Raw genomic sequence first — 19,888 nt, 5'->3', positions numbered from 1 at the left:
TCCCGCTCACTCACTCGCCTCCGGAAGCTTCGACGGCTCCGGCAGCTCCGGCCGGTCGGTCGCGAGCCGGTTGCCGATGTTCCGCAGTCCAGCGAGGTCATGGACGTCGCCGGGCAGTGCGGCGACCTCGGTCACAGCCACCTCCGGGTGGAGCGCGGTGAAGCGGTCACGTGTGCGCTGCTCGCGGGAGAGCAGTTGCATACGGTCGGCGTGCAGCCGGAGCAGGCCTGCGGTGAGTTGTTCGACGGTGGGGTCGTTCGCTTCGGCCGTCGGGGCACTGTCGGTGGCGATGGGGGAGCCTTCGACGTGTTCTTCGACGTCTGCCTCAGGAACTGCGGGAACTTGGGGAGCCGGTGTCTCGGGAACTGCGGGAGCTGGTGTCTCGGAAACCTGGGGTTCTGAACTGCCGTACGTGTCGGGAGAGTTACGAAGACCAGCTTTCCCGTCCTCCTGATCCACAATGCGGGGCTCTTCAAGATTTTCCGCGGCGGCGAGTGCGCGCTCGGCCGACAGCTGGGCGGCGCCGCTGCCGTGGACCCGGTTGAGCACCAGTCCGGCGAGCGGCATGTCCTCCGCGGCCAGCCGCTCCACGAAGTACGCGGCCTCGCGCAGCGCGTCCCGCTCCGGGGCCGCCACCACCAGGAACGCCGTGCCGGGTGCCTGCAACAGCTGGTACGTGGCGTCGGCGCGGGTACGGAAACCACCGAAGGTGGTGTCCATCGCGGCCACGAACGTCTGGACGTCCTTCAGGAGTTGACCGCCCAGCAGCTTCCCCAGGGTGCCGGTCATCATCGACATCCCGACGTTCAGGAACTTCATCCCCGCGCGCCCGCCCAACTTCGCCGGCGCCGTCAGCAGCCGGATCAGCCGCCCGTCGAGAAAAGACCCGAGCCGCTTGGGAGCGTCGAGGAAATCCAGCGCGGACCGCGACGGCGGAGTGTCGACGACGATGAGGTCCCACTCGTCGCGCGAGCGCAGCTGCCCCAGCTTCTCCATCGCCATGTACTCCTGCGTGCCCGCGAAGCCCGCCGAAAGCGACTGGTAGAAGGGGTTGTTGAGGATCGCGGCGGCCCGCTCACGGTCGGCGTGCGCCTCGACGATCTCGTCGAACGTCCGCTTCATGTCGAGCATCATGGCGTGCAGTTCGCCGCCGCCCTCGACGCCCTTGACCCGCCGCGGCACGTTGTCGAGCGAGTCGATGCCCATGGACTGGGCGAGCCTGCGGGCCGGGTCGATGGTGAGCACGACCACCTTCCGCCCCCGCTCGGCGGCCCGCAGCCCGAGTGCCGCCGCGGTGGTCGTCTTGCCGACGCCACCGGCCCCGCAGCACACCACGATCCGGGTCTCCGGATCGTCGATCAGCGGATCGACTTCGAGCACGCGCGCGGGGGAGAGGCGATGACGGGCAGTGCCGTCATGCGAGTCCGGGCTCATGACATCCCCTGCTTCCGCAGCTCGTTGGCCAGTTCGTACAGACCCGCCAGGTCCATGCCCTCGGTGAACAGCGGCAGTTCGTGCGTAGGCAGCCGCAACTCACTGAGCACGGACCGCTGTTCGTGCTCCAGCGCGTACCGCTCGGCGTACTCCTCGGCCTGCGTCAGCAGCGGGTCCACCAGCTTCTCGGCGTTCCCGCCGCGCCGCGCCCCGCCGAGCCCGGCGGCCGACAGGGACTTCGCGAGCGCGGTACGAGGAGCCGCCCGTACGAGTTCCAGCTCGGCCTCGTCCAAAACCTCGGGCCGCACCATGTTGACGATGATCCGCCCCACCGGCAGCTTCGCCGCCCGCAGCTCGGCGATACCGTCCGCGGTCTCCTGGACGGGCATCTCCTCCAGCAGCGTCACCAGGTGCACCGCCGTCTCCGGCGACTTGAGCACACGCATCACGGCCTGCGCCTGATTGTGTATCGGGCCGATCTTCGCGAGCCCGGCCACCTCGTCGTTGACGTTGAGGAAGCGGGTGACTCGGCCCGTCGGCGGGGCGTCCATCACGACGTAGTCGTAGGCGAACCGCCCGCTCTTGTCCTTCCTCCGCACCGCCTCGCACGCTTTCCCGGTCAGGAGTACGTCCCTGATGCCCGGGGCGACGGTGGTGGCGAAGTCGATCGCGCCGAGTTTCTTCAGGGCGCGGCCCGCGCTGCCGAGTTTGTAGAACATCTGGAGGTAGTCGAGCAGCGCCAGCTCGGGGTCGATGGCAAGGGCGTACACCTCCCCGCCCCCGGGAGCGACGGCGATCTTCCGCTCCTCATAAGGCAGCGCTTCGGTCTCGAAGAGCTGCGCGATGCCCTGCCTGCCCTCGACCTCGACGAGAAGCGCGCGCTTCCCCTCGGTGGCGAGGGCGAGCGCGAGCGCTGCGGCGACCGTGGTCTTTCCGGTCCCGCCCTTACCGCTGACGACCTGGAACCTGCTCACGTATTCGAGGTTAACCAGTCCGGCTCCGAGCTACGCCGGAGGCTGTGGACAACGTGCGTGCGAGGCGGCTGGTGACAGCGGCTAAAGTCGGCCGCATGACCAAGTGGGAATACGCGACCGTGCCTCTGCTCGTCCACGCCACGAAGCAGATTCTGGACACCTGGGGCGAGGACGGCTGGGAGCTCGTCCAGGTCGTGCCCGGGCCGAACAACCCCGAGCAGCTCGTGGCCTATCTGAAGCGGCCGAAGCCGTGAGCGCGGTGGAGTCCCGGCTCGCCGAACTGGGCCTGACGCTACCGGCGGTGGTCCCACCGCTGGCCGCGTACCAGCCGGCTGTGCAGTCCGGGGTGTACGTGTACACGTCGGGCCAGCTGCCGATGGTGGACGGGAAGCTTCCGGTCACGGGGAAGGTGGGCGCGGAGGTCACGCCCGAGGAGGCGAAGGCACTGGCCCGCACGTGCGCGCTGAACGCGCTCGCGGCGGTCAAGTCGGTCGCCGGCGACCTCGACCGCGTCGCGCGTGTCGTGAAGGTCGTCGGCTTCGTGGCCTCGGCGCCGGACTTCACGGGCCAGCCCGGGGTCATCAACGGTGCGAGCGAACTCCTGGGCGAGGTACTGGGCGACAAGGGCGTCCACGCCCGCAGTGCGGTAGGGGTGGCGGTCCTGCCCCTGGACGCCCCGGTCGAGGTCGAGGTCCAGGTGGAACTGACGGAGGCGTAGCCCACTTTCCTCGCCCCCGCCGCCCCTACCCGTTCCCATCCCTGGGGGCTGCGCCCCCAGACCCCCCTTGGCTGGGTATCCCAGCCCCTCCGGCGATTGAGGAGCGGGGGTTCGGGGGCGGAGCCCCCGAGGATGGGAACGGGTAGGGGCGGCGGGGGCGAAGAAAATCCGGGCCCTCGAACATGTGCTCACCACCGGATAGCCTCCGCCCATGGCAAACGGGCAGTGGTATCCACCGGAGTGGCCGGACCTCATCCGCGGACTCGCCGAAGGCACCCTCACCCCGGTCACCCCCAAACGCGCGTCCACAGTCATGCTCCTCAAGGACACCGACACCCGCCCCGTCGTCCACATGCTCCGCAGACGCGCCTCCATGGCCTTCGCCGGCGGCGCGTACGCGTACCCGGGCGGCGGAGTCGACCCCCGCGACAACGACCACCTCATCCGCTGGACGGGCCCCACGCGCGCGTGGTGGGCGTCCCGCCTCGGCCTGGGCACCGACGAGACATCCGCCCAGGCGGTCGTCTGCGCCGCCGTACGCGAGACGTACGAGGAGGCGGGCGTCCTGCTCGCCGGCCCGTCCGCCGACTCCGTGGTCGGCGACACCACGGGCGACGACTGGGAGGCGGACCGCGCCGCCCTGGTCGCCCGGGAGCTGTCCTTCGCCGAGTTCCTGGACCGCCGAGGACTGGTGCTCCGCTCCGACCTCCTCGGAGCATGGGCCCGCTGGATCACCCCGGAGTTCGAGGCCCGCCGCTACGACACCTGGTTCTTCGTGGCCGCGCTCCCGGAGGGCCAGCGCACCCGGAACGCCTCCACGGAGGCGGACCGCACGGTCTGGATCGAACCGGCCACCGCGGCGGCCTCGTACGACAAGGGCGAGCTGCTGATGATGCCGCCCACGATCGCGACCCTGCGCGCGCTGGCCCCGTACGACAGTGCGTCCGGGGCCCTCGCCGGGGCCCTGGAGCGAGACCTGACGCCGGTCCTGGCCAGGGCCACCCTGGAGGACGGTGAGATTGTGCTGGCGTGGCCGGGGCACGAGGAATTCACGAAGCACATCCGGCTGGGGGAAGCCCCCGAATGACCGCGCCCGCGACCGCGACCGTGCCCCTGACCGCAACCGCAACCGCAACCGCACCGACAACCGTGCCCCCGACCGACTACCTGGCAGGTGCCCCCGCATGACAGAAGCCGCCGCTCTCCCCGGCCAGCCGCGCGGCGGGGTTCTCTCGGGCCCCGCCACCGCACGCGCGGTCAACGTCCTCGCGCCCAACGCCTCCGCGATGACCCTCGACGGCACGAACACCTGGATCGTGTCCGAGCCGGACTCCGAGCTGGCCGTCGTCATCGACCCGGGGCCCCTGGACGACGTACACCTCAGGCATGTCGTCGACACCGCCGAGAAGGAAGGCAAGCGGGTCGCGCTGACGCTGCTCACGCACGGGCATCCGGACCACGCGGAGGGCGCCGGACGGTTCGCCGAGCTGACGGGGACGAAGGTGCGGGCGCTCGATCCGGCGCTGCGGCTGGGGGGCGAGGGCCTCGGGCACGGGGACGTCGTGTCCGTCGGCGGCCTTGAGCTGAGGGTCGTACCGACGCCGGGGCACACCGCGGACTCGCTGTGCTTCCATCTCCCGGCCGATCGGGCCGTCCTGACGGGAGACACCGTCCTGGGGCGCGGAACGACCGTGGTGGCCCATCCAGACGGCCGCCTGGGGGACTATCTGGACTCCCTGAGGCGGCTGAGGTCCCTGACGGTGGACGACGGCGTGCACACCGTCCTGCCGGGCCACGGACCCGTCCTGGACGACGCCCAGGGAGCCGTCGAGTTCTACCTCGCCCACCGCGCCCACCGCCTCGCCCAGGTCGAGACCGCGGTCGAGAACGGCTACACGAGCCCCGCGGAGGTCGTCGCCCACGTGTACGCGGACGTCGACCGCTCCCTGTGGCCGGCCGCCGAGCTGTCGGTACGCGCCCAGCTGGAATACCTCCGCGAACACGGCCTCATCTAGGGCCTGGGCGCTTTCACGCCGTGCACGCGCGCGTACTCCCCGGCCAGCCAGGAGCCCAGCTCCTCGACGTGTGAGCGCAGGAACGACCGCAGCACGGCCGGATCGTCCGTCGGCTCCTGCCCCAGCGCCGCCGCCTCCCTCATGCGCGGGCCCCACTCAGGGTAGTACGCGGCGAACGCCCCGGCCATCTCGTCCAGGTCGCTGGTCCAGCCCTGCCAGCGAGGCATGACCAGCGTGAAGCCCGTACGGACCAGACGGCGGGAAATGCCCCGCACGCGCACGCGTACCGCCCCCGCAGGCGCCCCCGGGGCTGTCGCCTCCGCGATCAGGCGCCGCCAGCGCGGGAGGCACAGGTCCAGGTCGCCGTTGGTCTCGCGGGCGAGGAGGGAGTCGGGGCGGTAGCGGGGGAGGTGCCCGGCGAGGTCCTCGCCTAGGAGGGGCGTGCAGAGGCAGGCCACGAACCAGCCCAGGTCGTGCCGCTCCAGGTCGCTCAGCACCTGTGCCCGCGAGATCAGCAGCGTGCCGGCGCCGTCGATCTGCTCGAACTCGGCGTCGAGCGCGTCGTCCAGGGCCTGGGCCGCCGCCCGGTCCGCCTCCGTGGGCTCCTCGCGCAGCGCGAGCAGGAGGTCCAGATCGCTGCGGCCCACGCGCGCGGTGCCACGCGGAATCGACCCGTAGAGGTACGCGCTGTGCAGCCGTTCCCCGAAGAGGTCGGTGATCCGGTCGCGGGCCGCGCCGACGACGGGCCGGAAAACGGGCGGCACGCGCGCGAGGGAGCCCTCTCGCGCGATGAACCCCTGCTTGTTCAGCCCCTTGAACAGCACTCTCTCCATCCGCGTACGTCACTTCCAGCGGAACACGCGCACCCGGCGCGTCTCGCTCACCGCATGGCACACCACGGCGAGGTGGTCGCCCCAGGCGGCGTACCGCGCGCGATAGCTGAAGCCGGGGAACCTGCGTTCCGCGACGACCCGGCCGTCGGCGGGGTCGAGGACGGTCACCCTGCTGCCGTAGCCGTTGCCCACCATGAAGTACCCGCGGTGGGAGAGCGGATGGAGCGTACGGCCGTGATCGGTGCGCCACTCCCAGAGCCGCTCGCCGGTCGGGACGGAGTAGGCGTGGAGGAGCGTGTCGGCGGACTTTTCCCCGTCGTCAGCGGGTTCGCTCGGTTCCAGACCGACCACGAAGGTGTCGCCGACGACCGCGACGGCCGGCCCGAAGTCCTTGTATCCGTCGGGAAGTTCGACGTACCACTCACTGTCCTCGCGCACCACGTACAGCCGGGGGCGGGAGCGTCGGCCGCTGTTGGCGACGGCAAGGACCGGCGGGTCGGTCGCCAGGACGGAGAACGAGTCGCCCCAGCTGTCCGGGAGCGCCCGTTCCCACTGGAGGGCGCCGGTGCGCGCGTCGAGACACCGTACGGTCGGCGGCTTGTCCCGGTCCCAGGCGAGGACGGTGGCTATCCGGCCGCCGCTGACGCCCACCTCGCTGGTGCGGTGCTCGCCGATGTACCCCAGCTGGTCCTTGCGCTGCTCGCGCGACCAGGCCACGTCCCCGGAGCCGAGGTGGAGCGCGGTGAGGCGGACGTGCTCGGCGTTCCGGTCGCCGTCGTCGTGGTGCAGGACGACGCCCAGGCCGTCCTCGGGGTCCTGGGCCACCCCGACGATCACGTCCTGGCCCGGCGGCTGCCAGGTCCAGCCGGGCTCACCGGTCGCCGGTGCGTACGCCGCCACGCGGTCGAAGCGGACCAGGGCCACCGTCTCGTCCGTCGCCCACACGCCCAGCGGCTCGCCCAGGTCGCGCTGCTCGAACTCGGACTGCCACAGGGTCTGTGCCTCCGGGTCCCGGCGGAACAGCCGCAGCCGGCGCTTCGCGGGCTCGGGCGCCGCCGCCCAGACCGACTCGGGCGCTCTGTCCTGGTCCATCCCACCCACCCCTTGAATCCGATCCGTTCATGACGTTCTCGTCACCGCGTTCTCGTCACCGCGTGGCCCCCGCCCCGGTGAACCCGGTTACCGGGTAATCCGATGAACCCGGTAACCCAATGAACGCCGGAGGGGCCCCGCCGTTCGGCAGGGCCCCTCTAGCACTTACGGACGACAGTACTTACGGACGAGCGCGTACGGACGAGCGCGTACGGACGACCCGGCTAACGCGACCGCTTCGCGAGACGCTCCACGTCCAGCAGGATCACGGCGCGCGCCTCCAGACGCAGCCAGCCGCGGCCCGCGAAGTCGGCGAGCGCCTTGTTGACCGTCTCGCGGGAGGCGCCGACGAGCTGCGCCAGCTCCTCCTGGGTCAGGTCGTGCACGACGTGGATGCCCTCCTCCGACTGCACGCCGAAGCGGCGCGAGAGGTCGAGCAGGGCGCGGGCGACACGGCCCGGCACATCGGAGAAGACCAGGTCGGACATCTGGTCGTTGGTCTTGCGCAGGCGCCGGGCGACGGCACGCAGCAGCGCGGCGGCGACCTCGGGGCGGGCGTTCAGCCAGGGCTGGAGGTCGCCGTGGCCGAGGCCGAGCAGCTTGACCTCGGTCAGCGCGGTGGCCGTGGCGGTACGCGGGCCCGGGTCGAACAGCGACAGCTCGCCGATCAGCTCGCCGGGGCCGAGGACGGCCAGCATGTTCTCGCGCCCGTCCGGGGACGTGCGGTGGAGCTTGACCTTCCCCTCGGTGACCACGTAGAGCCGGTCTCCCGGGTCGCCCTCGTGGAACAGGGCGTCACCGCGCGCGAGGGTCACCTCACTCATGGAGGCGCGCAGCTCCGCGGCCTGCTCGTCATCGAGCGCCGCGAAGAGCGGGGCGCGCCGCAGAACGTCGTCCACGAGTTCTCTCCTTGTCGACCTGCTCAGGGGATCTTGCTCCCCGGTTACCGGGGACCGTGCTCCCCATCTTGCCGGACGGTCCAAACAGTGTGATCTGTCACAAGGATGCCGCACGGGTGTGCCGTGCAGTGCGGCAGGGGGCCAATTGGGCGCCGATCTCCAGGGTCCGGGGCGGATGTCAGTGCCGGGCTCTAGGCTGGCCGGGTGTCCAAATCGCCGGTGAGAGCACAGGCCAAGGGGGCTGAGCGGGTGGCGGAAGGGTGCGATTCCGCTGTGGGCGAACAGGGTACGGGTGGGGGCCGGAATGCGTAGAAAGCGGCAGAGGTGATGTCGGTGGAGAAAGCCGCCAAGAAGGTGACCGGGCCGGTGGCCGAGCCTGCGAAAAGGGCCGAGCCCGTGAAGAAGGCCGCCTCCGCGGTGCCGAGAAAGGCATCCGCGACCAAGAAGGCGGTGCCTTCGGCGAGCGCCCGCTCGGGGGCCGCGTCCGTGGCGGGCGGCTCTGCGAAGGCCGCGCCCTCGAAGGCCGCTGTCCCCGAGCCGGCCGCGACCGAGCCGGCCGCCCGTAGGACTGCCGCGGCCAAGCCGGCCGCCCGTAAGACTGCCGCCGCCAAAACCGCTGCCCCCGGGACGGCCGTTTCCAAGACTGCCGCCTCCTCCTCCAAGGCCGCCTCCCCCAAGAAGGCCGCCGCCAAGACAGCCACCCCCAAACCCGCCACGGCCAAGCCGCCCCGCAACGAGTCCCACACCGCCCTCGTCCGTCGCGCTCGCCGGATCGACCGCGAACTCGCCGAGATCTATCCGTACGCCCACCCCGAGCTGGACTTCGAGAACTCCTTCCAGCTGCTCGTCGCCACGGTCCTCTCCGCGCAGACCACCGACCTGCGGGTCAACCAGACGACACCCGCCCTCTTCGCCAAGTACCCCACCCCCGAGGACCTGGCGGCCGCCAACCCCGAGGAGGTCGAGGAGATCCTGCGCCCGACCGGCTTCTTCCGGGCCAAGACCAGGTCGGTCATAGGGCTGTCCAAGGCCCTGTCGGAGCAGTTCGGCGGCGAGGTGCCCGGCCGGCTCGAAGACCTCGTCAAACTCCCCGGCGTGGGCCGCAAGACCGCCTTCGTCGTGCTCGGCAACGCCTTCGGGCGCCCCGGAATCACCGTGGACACGCACTTCCAGCGGCTCGTGCGCCGCTGGCAGTGGACGGCGGAGACGGACCCGGACAAGATCGAGGCGGCCATCGGCGCCCTTTTCCCCAAGAGCGACTGGACGATGCTCTCGCACCATGTGATCTTCCACGGCCGCCGTATCTGCCACGCCCGCAAGCCCGCCTGCGGCGCCTGCCCGATCGCCCCGCTCTGCCCGGCGTACGGGGAGGGCGAGACGGATCCGGAGAAGGCCAGGAAGCTCCTGAAGTACGAGAAGGGCGGCTTCCCCGGCCAGCGGCTCAGCCCGCCGCAGGCCTACCTCGACGCGGGTGGCATCCCGGCGCCCCCGCTGGGGGCCGGATGAGGGCCGGGGCGGGGCGTCGGGCGAGGCCAGGGGGGCGTACGGCATCACTGGAACCATCGGGACGGTCGCAGGCGTTGGAAGCAGCAGAACGGGGGTGGCGGTGACGCGCGCGAGCAACACACAGGGCGGTGAGGCGACGCTCAGCAAGGAGGGCCTGCCCGACTGGCTCGACCCGGTGGTGCACGCCGCCGAGACGGTCGAGCCGCTCCAGCTGAGCCGTTTCCTGCCGCCCGCGGACGGCGCCGGTCGCCAGTCCGCCGTACTGATCCTCTTCGGCGAGGGCAACGGGAAGAGCGGGAACCCCGACGGCGCCGGCGGGCCCGAACTGCTGCTCATGGAGCGGGCCAGTTCGCTGCGCTCCCATGCCGGTCAGCCCTCCTTCCCCGGCGGCGCCCTCGACCCCGAGGACGGCGATCCGCAGGGCGACGGCCCGCTGCGGGCCGCGCTGCGCGAGGCCGAGGAGGAGACGGGGCTCGATCCGGCCGGCGTCCAGCTCTTCGGCGTACTGCCCAAGCTCTACATCCCGGTCAGCGGCTTCGTCGTCACGCCCGTGCTGGGCTGGTGGCGCGAGCCGAGTCCGGTCGGGGTCGTCGATCCGAACGAGACGGCCCGGGTCTTCACCGTCCCCGTGGCGGATCTCACGGATCCGGCCAACCGTGCGACCGCCATGCACCCAAGTGGCCACAAGGGTCCGGCATTTCTGGTCGAATCGGCCCTCGTGTGGGGCTTCACGGCCGGAGTCATCGACCGTCTGCTGCACTACTCGGGCTGGGAGCGCCCCTGGGACAGAAACAAGCAGGTCCCACTCGACTGGCGCGCGTGACAGGGTGGCCCTCGTGAACGTGCTGGACATCTTGTTGCTGGTCGCCGCCGTGTGGTTCGCGATCGTGGGCTACCGCCAGGGCTTCGTCGTCGGCATCCTGTCGGTGATCGGCTTCCTGGGCGGTGGTCTCGTCGCGGTCTATCTGCTGCCCGTCGTCTGGGACGGCGTGACCGACGAGGCCGAGGTCAACACGACGGCCGCCGTCGCCGCGGTCGTCATCGTCATCGTCTGCGCCTCCGTCGGCCAGGCCCTGACCACCCACCTCGGCAACAAGCTGCGCCGGTACATCACCTGGTCGCCCGCCCGCGCCCTCGACGCGACCGGCGGGGCCCTCGTCAACGTCGTCGCGATGCTGCTGGTCGCCTGGCTGATCGGCGCCGCCCTCGCGCAGACCACGATGCCCACGGTCGGCAAGGAGGTCCGCGGCTCCAAGGTGCTGGCGGGTGTGCAGGAAGTACTGCCCTCCGACGCCGACACCTGGTTCAAGGACTTCACCTCGGTCCTCGCGCAGAACGGCTTCCCGCAGGTCTTCAGCCCGTTCTCCGACGAGCCCATCAAGGACGTCGACCCGCCCGACCCGGCGCTCGCCAACAGCGCGGTCGCCGTGCGCGCCCAGCGGTCCATCGTCAAGGTCATGGGCACCGCCACGAGCTGCGGCAAGGTCCTGGAGGGCACCGGCTTCGTCTTCGACCGGCGCCGCGTGATGACCAACGCGCATGTCGTGGGCGGCGTCGACGAGCCGACCGTCCAGATAGGCGGCGAGGGCAGGAAGTACGACGCGACGGTCGTCCTGTACGACTGGGAGCGCGACATCGCCGTACTCGACGTACCCGACCTGAACGCGCCGGTCCTCCAGTTCACGACCGAGGTCGCGAGCAGCGGCAAGAGCGCGATCGTCGCCGGCTTCCCGGAGAACGGGTCGTACGACGTCCGTCCCGCGCGCGTGCGCGGTCGCATCACGGCCAACGGCCCGGACATCTACCACCGCGGCACGGTCCGCCGCGAGGTCTACTCCCTGTTCGCGACCGTCCGCCAGGGCAACTCCGGTGGCCCGCTGCTCACGCCCGACGGCAAGGTGTACGGCGTGGTCTTCGCGAAGTCCCTCGACGACCCGGAGACCGGGTACGCGCTCACCGCGGACGAGATCCAGGAGGACATCGTCCTGGGGCGTACCGCCAACCAGCAGGTGGACAGCGACAGCTGCGCGCTCTGAGCCGGTACGGCGTCTTCCGGCCCGGGCCTCTTCAGGAGTCCCCTACGGGCGATCCCGTACGGGCTTCAGGGACGGGGGTGGCGCAGGCGCACCGAGACCCAGCGGGCCCGGCGGCGCAGGATGCGCGGGATTCCCACCCTCAGGTCCGCCCCCGCCAGCTGCGGGGAACCTCCTCGGTGGGAGCCCGGACCGTGGCCCGAGCGGCGATTGCGTGCTGCGTCACTGTAGTCGTGCGTCCAGCCCATACCCCGACGTCTGCCCCTGCCCCAAGGTCGATAACCGCCCCATGGGCCCCCAATTGGCCTATGCGCCGGGCAATTGGCTGTTCGTAGTACAGGTGTTCCAGTGTGTCGCCGGTGGCTCAGCGGTCCGGCTCGGGGTCCTTCAGCCAGTTCACCAGCTCGGAAGAAAAGGCCGCGGGATCCTCCTCGTGCGGGAAGTGCCCCAGCCCGTCGAAGAGGCGCCAGCGGTACGGCGCTTCGACGTACTCCCCGGAGCCCGCCGCGCTGCGCGTCCGCAGCACCGGGTCGAGCGAGCCGTGCAGATGCAGCGTCGGCACCCGCACCGGCCGCTTCATACGCCGGTTGAACTGGATGCCGTCCGGCCGGGCCATCGACCGGACCATCCAGCGGTACGGCTCGATCGCACAGTGCGCGGTCGACGGGATGCACATCGCCCTGCTGTACGCCGCCACCGCCTCGTCGTCCGGCAGCCGCGGCCCCGACCAGTCCCGGATCAGCCGCCCGACCAGCGCGCCGTCGTCCGCGATGAGCTGCCGCTCCGGGATCCAGGGCCGCTGGAACCCCCAGATGTAGGAACCGGCGGCCGTCTGCTTGACGTCGGACAGCATCGCCGAGCGCCAGCGCCGGGGGTGGGGCATCGAGGACACCACGAGCCGCCGTACCAGCTTGGGGCGCATCACCGCGGCCGTCCACGCCAGGTATCCGCCCAGGTCGTGGCCGACCAGCGCGGCGTCGGGCTCGCCCAGGGAGCGGACGACGCCCGTGATGTCGAGGGCGAGGTTCGCGGGGTCGTAACCCCGGGGCGTACGGTCGCTGCCGCCCACGCCCCGCAGGTCCATGGCGACGGCCCGGAACCCGGCGTCGGCCAGGGCGGTCAGCTGGTGCCGCCAGGTCCACCAGAACTGCGGGAACCCGTGCACGAGCATGACCAGCGGCCCGTCGCCCAGCTCCGCGATGTGGAACCGGGCGCCGTTCGCGGCGACATCCCGGTGGTGCACCTCGCGCCCGCCGGGAAGGGCGAGCCGTACCGCCGAGGCGGGCTGGGTGGATGAGGGGTGCGCCGGGGGTGTGGCGGGGTCCGTCATGAGGACGAGCGTGCCACAATCTCGACCGCATCACTCACCGGGGCGGGCCGGGGGTGTGGCTTGGCCTTCTGGAGGACGCCCGCCGTCTCCTTCATGGACGCGGCGACCTTCTGCGGGCCCTTGCTCTTCTTGGCCTTCTTCGCGAAGACGACGCCGACCAGCACCAGCAGGAGGGCGAGGAGGACGTTCGCGGCGAACGACAGCAGGAAGCAGAGGGCGAGATTCCAGTCGCTCCAGGTCCGAATGGCGTACGCCAGTGCGAAGTTGAGCATCGGCAGGGAGAACACCAGGACCGTACCGGCCACGAGGAACGCGCCGCCGCTCGTCGCGCCGCGCTTCACATCCTGCTTGAGCTGTGCTTTCGCCAGCGCGATCTCGTCGTGCACCAGCGCGGACATCTCGGTCGTCGCCGAGGCGAACAACTGGCCGATGCTCCGTTCGGCGCCGACCGGGTTGCCGTCGGGTGCGCTCATCGAGGTCTCCCTGTTGTCTTGCTCGGATGTCTGACGTACGCGTGGGGCGTACGGGTGTTGCTGCTGTACGTGCCCAGTTGTACGTGTCTGGGGTACGCGTCCGACCCACCGGTCCGACGTTACGTGTCAGATCATGCCGGACCGTCACCTCCGTCGCCCGCCCCGCCCGGCACTTCGGCAAGCCGGTCCCGCTCGGCGGCGTCGAGTTCGGCGGCCCTGAGGTCGGCGATGCGCCGGTGCTCTGCCGCCTTCCCCTCGTAGATCTCGGCCATGCGCAGGTGGTACGCCGGATCGTGCTCCTCGTAGATGTCGGGGATGCCGTCCTGGTCGTCGTCGCGCTCCTCCGCCTCCCACATCCGGCGGTAGCGGGCGTTCCGGATCTTCAGCAGTACGGTCGCGGCGAGCGCGGCGATGAGGGAGCCGGTCAGGACGGCGGCCTTGACCTCGTCGGTGAGCGCCGCGTCGCCGTCGAACGCGAGTTCGCCGATCAGCAGCGAGACGGTGAACCCGATCCCGGCGAGGGAGGCGACCGCGAACACATCGGCCCAGGCGAGGTCGTCGCTGAGCGAGGCCCGGGTGAAGCGGGCGGTCAGCCAGGTCCCGCCGAAGATCCCGAGCGTCTTCCCGACGACGAGCCCGAGCACGACCCCGAGCGTCTCGGGCTTCGTGAACACGTCCCCCAGCGCCCCGCCGGACACCGAGACCCCGGCGCTGAACAGGGCGAACAGCGGCACGGCGAGCCCGGCGGACAGGGGCCGCACCAGATGCTCGATGCGCTCGCCGGGCGAGTGTTCCTCGCCCTCCTCCGTCCGGGTCGTGCACCGCAGCATCAGGCCCATCGCGACGCCGGCGACGGTGGCGTGGATGCCGCTGTTGTACATCAGCGCCCAGATGACCAGCGCGAGCGGGACGTACACGTACCACCCGCGTACGCCCTTCCGCAGCAGCAGCCAGAAGACGGCGAGGCCGGCGAACGCGCCGCCGAGCGCGGCGAAGTTGAGGTCGTCGGTGAAGAACACCGCGATGATCAGGATGGCGAAGAGGTCGTCGACGACGGCGAGCGTGAGCAGGAACGCGCGCAGGGCGCTCGGCAGGGACGTACCGATGACGGCGAGCACGGCGAGCGCGAAGGCGATGTCGGTGGCCGTGGGCACGGCCCACCCGGAGAGCGAACCGCCGCCGGTGAGGTTGGTGAGGGTGTAGGCGAGCGCCGGTACGGCCATTCCGCACAGGGCGGCGACGACGGGCAGCGCGGTGGCCCTCGGGTCGCGCAGATCCCCGGCGACGAGTTCGCGCTTGAGTTCGATACCGGCGACGAAGAAGAAGACCGCGAGCAGTCCGTCGGCGGCCCAGTGCTGGAGGGAGAGGTCGAGCCCGAGGGCCGCGGGCCCGATGTGGAAGTCGAGGACGGTCTCGTACGTGTCCTTGATCGGGGTGTTCGCCCAGACCAGCGCGGCGATCGCGGCGAGGAGCAGCAGCACCCCGCCGACGGTCTCGGTCCGCAACGCGTCCGCGACGAACGTCCGCTCGGGCAGCGAGAGCCGTCCGAGGAGCTTGCGGTTGGCGGTACGGGGGGCGACCACGGGGGACCTCCGGTCGGTGGGCAGCACGGAACGCGTGCCGACCAGACTTCCCGGCGCACCTTTGGCGATCCTCGCGGATCTTGTCGCGTTGTTGACGCGATCTTTAGCCTACCTAAGGTGCGCGGGAAGCGCCGCCCGGAGGAAACCCCCAGTAGTTCTCTTCTCAGTCCTCGCTGCCCGCGGCCGGCAGCTTCGTCTGGATGAGGTCCATGACGGTGGAGTCGGTCAGGGTGGTCACGTCGCCCAGCTCCCGGTTCTCGGCGACGTCGCGCAGCAGGCGGCGCATGATCTTGCCGGAGCGGGTCTTGGGGAGTTCCGCGACCGGCAGGATGCGCTTGGGCTTGGCGATCGGGCCGAGGGTGTTGCCGACGTGGTTGCGCAGGTCGGCGACGAGGTGGTCGGTCTCGGTGGCGGTGCCGCGCAGGATGACGAAGGCGACGATGGCCTGCCCGGTGGTCTCGTCCGCGGCGCCGACGACGGCCGCCTCGGCGACCGACGGGTGGGACACCAGCGCCGACTCGACCTCCGTCGTGGAGATGTTGTGCCCGGAGACGAGCATGACGTCGTCCACGCGCCCGAGCAGCCAGATGTCGCCGTCGTCGTCCTTCTTGGCGCCGTCACCCGCGAAGTACTTGCCCTCGAAGCGCGACCAGTAGGTGTCGATGAACCGCTGGTCGTCGCCCCAGATGGTGCGCAGCATCGACGGCCACGGCTCGGTGAGGACCAGATAGCCACCGCCGCCGTTGGGCACCTCGTTCGCCTCGTCGTCGACGACGGTGGCGGAGATCCCGGGCAGCGCGCGCTGGGCCGACCCCGGCTTGGTCTCGGTCACCCCGGGCAGCGGGGAGATCATCATGGCGCCGGTCTCGGTCTGCCACCAGGTGTCGACGATGGGTGTCGCGTCGCCGCCGATGTGCTTGCGGTACCAGATCCACGCCTCGGGGTTGATCGGCTCGCCCACGGACCCCAGCACCCGGAGGGAGGAGAGGTCGAACTTGGCGGGGATGTCGTCGCCCCACTTCATGAACGTACGGATGGCGGTGGGCGCCGTGTAGAGGATCGTGACGCCGTACTTCTGGACGATCTCCCAGAAGCGGCCCTGGTGCGGGGTGTCCGGTGTCCCCTCGTACATGACCTGCGTCGCGCCGTTGGCCAGCGGCCCGTAGACGATGTAGGAGTGCCCGGTGACCCAGCCGACGTCGGCGGTGCACCAGTAGACGTCGGTCTCCGGCTTGAGGTCGAAGACGGCGTGGTGGGTGTAGGCGGCCTGGGTGAGATAGCCGCCGGAGGTGTGCAGGATGCCCTTGGGCTTACCCGTCGTACCGGACGTGTAGAGGATGAACAGCGGCTGCTCGGCCTCGAACGCCTCGGGCGTGTGCTCGGTGCTCTGCCGGTCGACGACCTCGTGCCACCACACGTCCCGGCCGTCGTTCCACTCGACGTCCTGGCCCGTACGGCGTACGACGAGCACGTGCTCCACGTTGTCGACGCGCTCCACGGCGGCGTCGACGGCGGGCTTGAGCGCGGACGGCTTGCCTCGGCGGTAGCCGCCGTCGGTGGTGATGACGATCTTCGCGTCGGCGTCCTGGATGCGCGTGGCGAGCGCGTCCGCGGAGAACCCGCCGAAGACGACGGAGTGCGCGGCGCCGATCCGGGCGCACGCCAGCATCGCGATCGCCGTCTCCGGGATCATCGGCATGTAGACGGCGACCCGGTCGCCCTTCCGAACTCCCAGCTCCAGCAGGGCGTTGGCGGCCTTGGAGACCTCGTCCTTGAGCTCGGCGTAGGTGATCGCGCGGCTGTCGCCGGGCTCGCCCTCGAAGTGGATGGCGACCCGGTCGCCGTTCCCGGCCTCGACATGCCGGTCGACGCAGTTGTACGCGACGTTGAGGCTGCCGTCCTTGAACCACTTGGCGAACGGCGGGTTCGACCAGTCCAGCGTCTCGGTCGGCTCGGTGGCCCAGCTCAGCCGGCGGGCCTGCGCGGCCCAGAAGCCGAGCCGGTCAGCCTTGGCCTGTTCGTACGCCTCCGCCGTGACGTTGGCGTCCGCGGCCAGCTCGGCGGGTGGCGCGAACCTGCGCTCTTCTTTGAGCAGGTTGGCCAGGCTTTCGTTGCTCACGACATCTCCCTTTCCCAGGGTGTCCGTTGTGTCCCGGGCCACAGCTCATCAGACCGAAGGGCCCGATGACAAGGGCCGACGGAAAATTGGTTTAGACCTTTGCGCCCTCAAGTCGTCGGACTATCAGGCGGTCAGGCCAATCCCGTCGGCTTGCCTCCTCGTGAAGGGGACAACCAAGGTCACGTGCGCGACGGTCGCCCGGTTCATCCGCCCCCGTCAGGCGGACAGTCCGGCCGCCCGCACATGATCGAACACCTCGTCCCCGCCCACCTCACCGGTGAGCAGATACGCCTGCGCCTCACCCACATGGAAGTACATCCCGTGCAGTTCGAGCGCACCCTCGCGCAGCGCCCGAGCCACCGACTCGTGCGCCCGCAGATGCTCCAACTGCTGGACCACATTGGTCAGGCAGAGCTGCTCGACCGCGTCGGCGGGCGCCCGCCCGGCGAGCCGTGCCCAGGGCCCGTCCGTCGAGGCCATCCGCTCCAGGCTCGGCCCCCCGTGCCGCAGCCACCGTCTGAGCGGCGTCCGCGCCCCGCCGGGCTCCATGCTGAGCAGCGCCTGCATGGCCCCGCACCCGGAGTGCCCGCACACCGTGATGGAACGCACCTTCAGCACGTCCACCGCGTACTCGATCGCCGCCGCCACCGAGTCGTCCCCGCTCTCCTCGCCGGGCAGCGGCACGAGGTTGCCGACGTTCCGTACGACGAACAGGTCGCCGGGACCACTGGAGGTGATCATCGACGTCACGAGGCGCGAGTCGGCACACGTCAGGAACAGCTGCGCGGGCCGCTGCCCCTCACGCGCCAGCCGGGCCAGCTCCCCGCGCACCAGCGGAGCGGTGTTCCGCTGGAACGCGCTGATACCGCGCGCCAGTTGATGCCCGCTCGGCTCGACGGAACCGAGCGAATCGGCCGCGTCGACCGAGTCGGACGAGCCGGGGGAAGCGGTGGGACGGCTCGCTCCGCCGGACCCACTCACCGACTCCCCTCGCCCCTGTCCGGGCTCCGGGACCTCGCACTGGTGGTTGCGCCAGGGCGTCCAGGGCCGACAGCGGCAGTCGGAGGCGTTCGTGGGCTCGGCGATACGGGTCCCCGTACGGCCGGTCACCTCGACGGTGCCGCCCTGCGCGGTGTGCGTGTTCTGCCAGTCCTGAAGCGATTCGTACGCCGCGTGGTCCATGAACGAGCCGTCCAACTCCACGACGGCGTCGGCCCCTCGGGGCACGAGGTGCAGGGTCCGGCTGAGCCGGGGCACCGCGAGGAACGTCAACTGTCCTCGTACGTGTACGTAATGGACTCCCTCTCTCTCGTCGCTTCTCACTTCGTAGGTGATCCGGGTGCGGGCGAGACGGTGCAGGGCGACGGCGACGGCGACCGCGACGCCCAGCAGTACTCCTTCGAGGACGCCGAACAGGACGACGCCCAGGGTCGTCACCGCGTAGACCAGGACCTCGCGGTGGCGCGTCACCGTGCGGATGTGGTGCAGGGACACCATCTGGATACCGACGGCCATCACCAGGGCGGCGAGTGAGGCGAGCGGGATCAGCTCCAGGACCGGAACCATCAGCAACGCGGCGACTACTACGAAAACGCCGTGCAGCATCGTGGAGTTCCGGCTCACGGCACCCGCTTGCACATTCGCCGAACTCCGCACGGCCACGCCCGCGACCGGCAGCCCGCCGAGCACCCCGGACACGACGTTGGCGGCACCCTGGCCGAGCAGCTCACGGTTCAGGTCGGAGCGGCCGACACGGGTCGCACCCCCCGACCGCTCGGTCCGTCCGGCCAGCAGATCGGGCCGGGAGGCCACCAGCTTGTCCACGGCGACCGCGCCCAGCAGCGACTGCACACTGCACACCAGCGTGACGGTGAGCACGGCGGCGACCAGGCCGAGCACGGGTCCTTCGGGCAGCCCGGCCAGCGCGTGGCTGCGCCAGGAGGGCAGGTCGACCTTGGGCAGGCTCAGCCCGGCGAGCGCGGCGGTGAGCGTGGCGCCGGTGACGGCGACGAGTGCGGCCGGCACCTTGCGCAGCATGCTCCCCGCCCGGCCGGGCAGCCGGGGCCAGAGCAGCAGCAGGGTCAGCGTCAGCACGCTCATCGACACGGCGTCGGGGTCAAGACCGGCCAACTGGGCGGGCAGCGCGCGGAGATTGTCGAGGACCGCGCTCTCCGGCGTACCCCCGAGGACGATGTGCAGCTGGGCGACGGCGATGGTCACGCCGATACCGGCGAGCATGCCGTGCACGACGGCGGGGCTGACGGCGAGTGCCGTGCGGGCCACCCGCAGACAGCCGAGGCCGAGCTGGGCGAGCCCGGCGAGGACGGTGATGGCACAGGTCGTACGCCAGCCGTACCGCTGGATGAGTTCGGCGGTGACGACGGTGAGCCCGGCGGCGGGGCCGCTCACCTGGAGCGGGGAGCCGCCGAGCCGTCCGGCGACGATTCCGCCGACGGCGGCGGCGACCAGGCCGGCCTGGAGCGGGGCGCCGGTGGCGAGGGCGATGCCCAGGGACAGGGGCAGGGCGATCAGGAAGACCGCGATCGCGGCCGACACATCGGCGCCCGCGATACGGAAACGGCGGGGCGGGGTCGGCGATTGGGGTGGGCTGTGGGGCTGGTGCATGCGCTTCGTCCGAGTCGGGTCGGGGGCGCGAGTGGGGACGCAGGCAGACATGTTTCCCGTCTCCTCCGGGGCAGCGCGGTCGCGGAACAGGTGGTCCCCCGTCTGTGGCGGGGGGCGGGTCGCGGCCGTGTGGTCACGGCGTGCAGCGGCGGGATTTATCAACGCTCGGTAAATGGATCGTAATGCACAGTAAAGGCCGAGTATGGATTTTCCGGGCAAAAGGGGTAATGGATCACCCCGAAGGGTGAACTGGA

General features: G+C 70.9%; 18 protein-coding genes. 7 read left to right on the top strand and 11 right to left on the bottom strand.

Features of this window, described 5'->3' with window-relative positions:
- Nucleotides 1-6: 6 nt before the first annotated feature.
- Both OG787_RS20840 and OG787_RS20835 read right to left on the bottom strand, forming a co-directional pair.
- Complete coding sequence (locus OG787_RS20840) at nucleotides 7-1,434, bottom strand: ArsA family ATPase (protein ID WP_405535999.1); 1,428 nt, start codon at nucleotides 1,432-1,434, stop codon at nucleotides 7-9.
- Nucleotides 1,431-2,408: an ArsA family ATPase gene (locus OG787_RS20835; RefSeq protein ID WP_369036831.1), complete on the bottom strand. Its 978-nt coding sequence runs from the start codon at nucleotides 2,406-2,408 to the stop codon at nucleotides 1,431-1,433. The genes OG787_RS20840 and OG787_RS20835 overlap by 4 nt, the downstream gene beginning before the upstream one ends.
- A gap of 95 nt (nucleotides 2,409-2,503) precedes the next feature.
- Here OG787_RS20835 and OG787_RS20830 point away from each other — a divergent pair, with 95 nt between their 5' ends.
- From OG787_RS20830 to OG787_RS20815, 4 genes are all read left to right on the top strand, one after another.
- Nucleotides 2,504-2,662 (top strand): DUF4177 domain-containing protein, encoded by a 159-nt coding sequence (locus OG787_RS20830; protein WP_086785308.1) that lies wholly within the window; start codon nucleotides 2,504-2,506, stop codon nucleotides 2,660-2,662.
- Nucleotides 2,659-3,126: a RidA family protein gene (locus tag OG787_RS20825; RefSeq protein ID WP_369036832.1), complete on the top strand. Its 468-nt coding sequence runs from the start codon at nucleotides 2,659-2,661 to the stop codon at nucleotides 3,124-3,126. The genes OG787_RS20830 and OG787_RS20825 overlap by 4 nt, the downstream gene beginning before the upstream one ends.
- 211 nt (nucleotides 3,127-3,337) lie before the next feature.
- A complete protein-coding gene (locus OG787_RS20820) occupies nucleotides 3,338-4,213 on the top strand; it encodes an NUDIX hydrolase (protein ID WP_369034413.1) in 876 nt (291 codons plus the stop codon).
- A 97-nt stretch (nucleotides 4,214-4,310) separates the two neighbouring features.
- Complete coding sequence (locus OG787_RS20815) at nucleotides 4,311-5,141, top strand: MBL fold metallo-hydrolase (RefSeq protein WP_405535998.1); 831 nt, start codon at nucleotides 4,311-4,313, stop codon at nucleotides 5,139-5,141.
- Here OG787_RS20815 and OG787_RS20810 read toward each other — a convergent pair.
- The 3 genes from OG787_RS20810 to OG787_RS20800 form a co-directional block, all read right to left on the bottom strand.
- On the bottom strand, nucleotides 5,138-5,974 hold the full coding sequence (locus OG787_RS20810) for a nucleotidyltransferase (protein WP_369034411.1): 837 nt from the start codon (nucleotides 5,972-5,974) through the stop codon (nucleotides 5,138-5,140). The two genes, OG787_RS20815 and OG787_RS20810, sit on opposite strands and share 4 nt — an antisense overlap.
- 9 nt (nucleotides 5,975-5,983) lie before the next feature.
- Nucleotides 5,984-7,066 (bottom strand): PQQ-binding-like beta-propeller repeat protein, encoded by a 1,083-nt coding sequence (locus OG787_RS20805; RefSeq protein WP_369034410.1) that lies wholly within the window; start codon nucleotides 7,064-7,066, stop codon nucleotides 5,984-5,986.
- Between the two features lie 224 nt (nucleotides 7,067-7,290).
- The gene (locus tag OG787_RS20800; RefSeq protein ID WP_006382668.1) at nucleotides 7,291-7,965 is read right to left on the bottom strand and encodes a Crp/Fnr family transcriptional regulator; all 675 of its coding nucleotides are present in this window, start codon (nucleotides 7,963-7,965) and stop codon (nucleotides 7,291-7,293) included.
- A gap of 417 nt (nucleotides 7,966-8,382) precedes the next feature.
- Here OG787_RS20800 and nth point away from each other — a divergent pair, with 417 nt between their 5' ends.
- The 3 genes from nth (at nucleotide 8,383) to OG787_RS20785 (ending at nucleotide 11,507) form a co-directional block, all read left to right on the top strand.
- A complete protein-coding gene (nth, locus tag OG787_RS20795) occupies nucleotides 8,383-9,471 on the top strand; it encodes an endonuclease III (protein WP_405540538.1) in 1,089 nt (362 codons plus the stop codon).
- Between the two features lie 100 nt (nucleotides 9,472-9,571).
- A complete protein-coding gene (locus OG787_RS20790; RefSeq protein ID WP_369034409.1) occupies nucleotides 9,572-10,294 on the top strand; it encodes a CoA pyrophosphatase in 723 nt (240 codons plus the stop codon).
- Between the two features lie 13 nt (nucleotides 10,295-10,307).
- Nucleotides 10,308-11,507, top strand: a complete 1,200-nt coding sequence (locus OG787_RS20785; protein ID WP_369034408.1) for a MarP family serine protease — start codon at nucleotides 10,308-10,310, stop codon at nucleotides 11,505-11,507.
- 65 nt (nucleotides 11,508-11,572) lie between these two features.
- Here OG787_RS20785 and OG787_RS20780 read toward each other — a convergent pair whose 3' ends face one another.
- From OG787_RS20780 to OG787_RS20755, 6 genes are all read right to left on the bottom strand, one after another.
- Nucleotides 11,573-11,752 (bottom strand): hypothetical protein, encoded by a 180-nt coding sequence (locus tag OG787_RS20780; protein ID WP_235476119.1) that lies wholly within the window; start codon nucleotides 11,750-11,752, stop codon nucleotides 11,573-11,575.
- Between the two features lie 116 nt (nucleotides 11,753-11,868).
- Entirely contained in the window at nucleotides 11,869-12,834 is a 966-nt protein-coding gene (locus OG787_RS20775) for an alpha/beta fold hydrolase (protein WP_369034407.1), read from the bottom strand.
- Complete coding sequence (locus OG787_RS20770) at nucleotides 12,831-13,307, bottom strand: phage holin family protein (protein ID WP_405535997.1); 477 nt, start codon at nucleotides 13,305-13,307, stop codon at nucleotides 12,831-12,833. The genes OG787_RS20775 and OG787_RS20770 overlap by 4 nt, the downstream gene beginning before the upstream one ends.
- A gap of 131 nt (nucleotides 13,308-13,438) precedes the next feature.
- Entirely contained in the window at nucleotides 13,439-14,890 is a 1,452-nt protein-coding gene (nhaA, locus tag OG787_RS20765; protein WP_405535996.1) for a Na+/H+ antiporter NhaA, read from the bottom strand.
- Nucleotides 14,891-15,053: 163 nt separating this feature from the next.
- On the bottom strand, nucleotides 15,054-17,051 hold the full coding sequence (acs, locus tag OG787_RS20760; protein ID WP_369034404.1) for an acetate--CoA ligase: 1,998 nt from the start codon (nucleotides 17,049-17,051) through the stop codon (nucleotides 15,054-15,056).
- Nucleotides 17,052-17,225: 174 nt separating this feature from the next.
- A complete protein-coding gene (locus tag OG787_RS20755) occupies nucleotides 17,226-19,685 on the bottom strand; it encodes a bifunctional SulP family inorganic anion transporter/carbonic anhydrase (protein WP_405535995.1) in 2,460 nt (819 codons plus the stop codon).
- Nucleotides 19,686-19,888: the final 203 nt, after the last annotated feature.

The sequence above is a fragment of the Streptomyces sp. NBC_00075 genome (assembly GCF_045041225.1).
GTDB classification, from domain to species: Bacteria; Actinomycetota; Actinomycetes; order Streptomycetales; family Streptomycetaceae; genus Streptomyces; species Streptomyces adonidis.
The sequence above is the reverse complement of the archived record's forward strand: the minus strand, read 5'-3'. Positions and strand labels throughout refer to the sequence as shown.

Bases quoted from the DNA above. Each gene is read 5' to 3' on its own strand.
- OG787_RS20840 (WP_405535999.1), bottom strand. From the start codon at position 1,434: ATGAGCCCGGACTCGCATGACGGCACTGCCCGTCATCGCCTCTCCCCC.
- OG787_RS20830 (WP_086785308.1), top strand. From the start codon at position 2,504: ATGACCAAGTGGGAATACGCGACCGTGCCTCTGCTCGTCCACGCCACG.
- OG787_RS20820 (WP_369034413.1), top strand. From the start codon at position 3,338: ATGGCAAACGGGCAGTGGTATCCACCGGAGTGGCCGGACCTCATCCGC.
- OG787_RS20815 (WP_405535998.1), top strand. From the start codon at position 4,311: ATGACAGAAGCCGCCGCTCTCCCCGGCCAGCCGCGCGGCGGGGTTCTC.
- OG787_RS20810 (WP_369034411.1), bottom strand. From the start codon at position 5,974: ATGGAGAGAGTGCTGTTCAAGGGGCTGAACAAGCAGGGGTTCATCGCG.
- OG787_RS20805 (WP_369034410.1), bottom strand. From the start codon at position 7,066: ATGGACCAGGACAGAGCGCCCGAGTCGGTCTGGGCGGCGGCGCCCGAG.
- OG787_RS20780 (WP_235476119.1), bottom strand. From the start codon at position 11,752: ATGGGCTGGACGCACGACTACAGTGACGCAGCACGCAATCGCCGCTCG.
- OG787_RS20775 (WP_369034407.1), bottom strand. From the start codon at position 12,834: ATGACGGACCCCGCCACACCCCCGGCGCACCCCTCATCCACCCAGCCC.
- OG787_RS20770 (WP_405535997.1), bottom strand. From the start codon at position 13,307: ATGAGCGCACCCGACGGCAACCCGGTCGGCGCCGAACGGAGCATCGGC.
- OG787_RS20755 (WP_405535995.1), bottom strand. From the start codon at position 19,685: ATGTCTGCCTGCGTCCCCACTCGCGCCCCCGACCCGACTCGGACGAAG.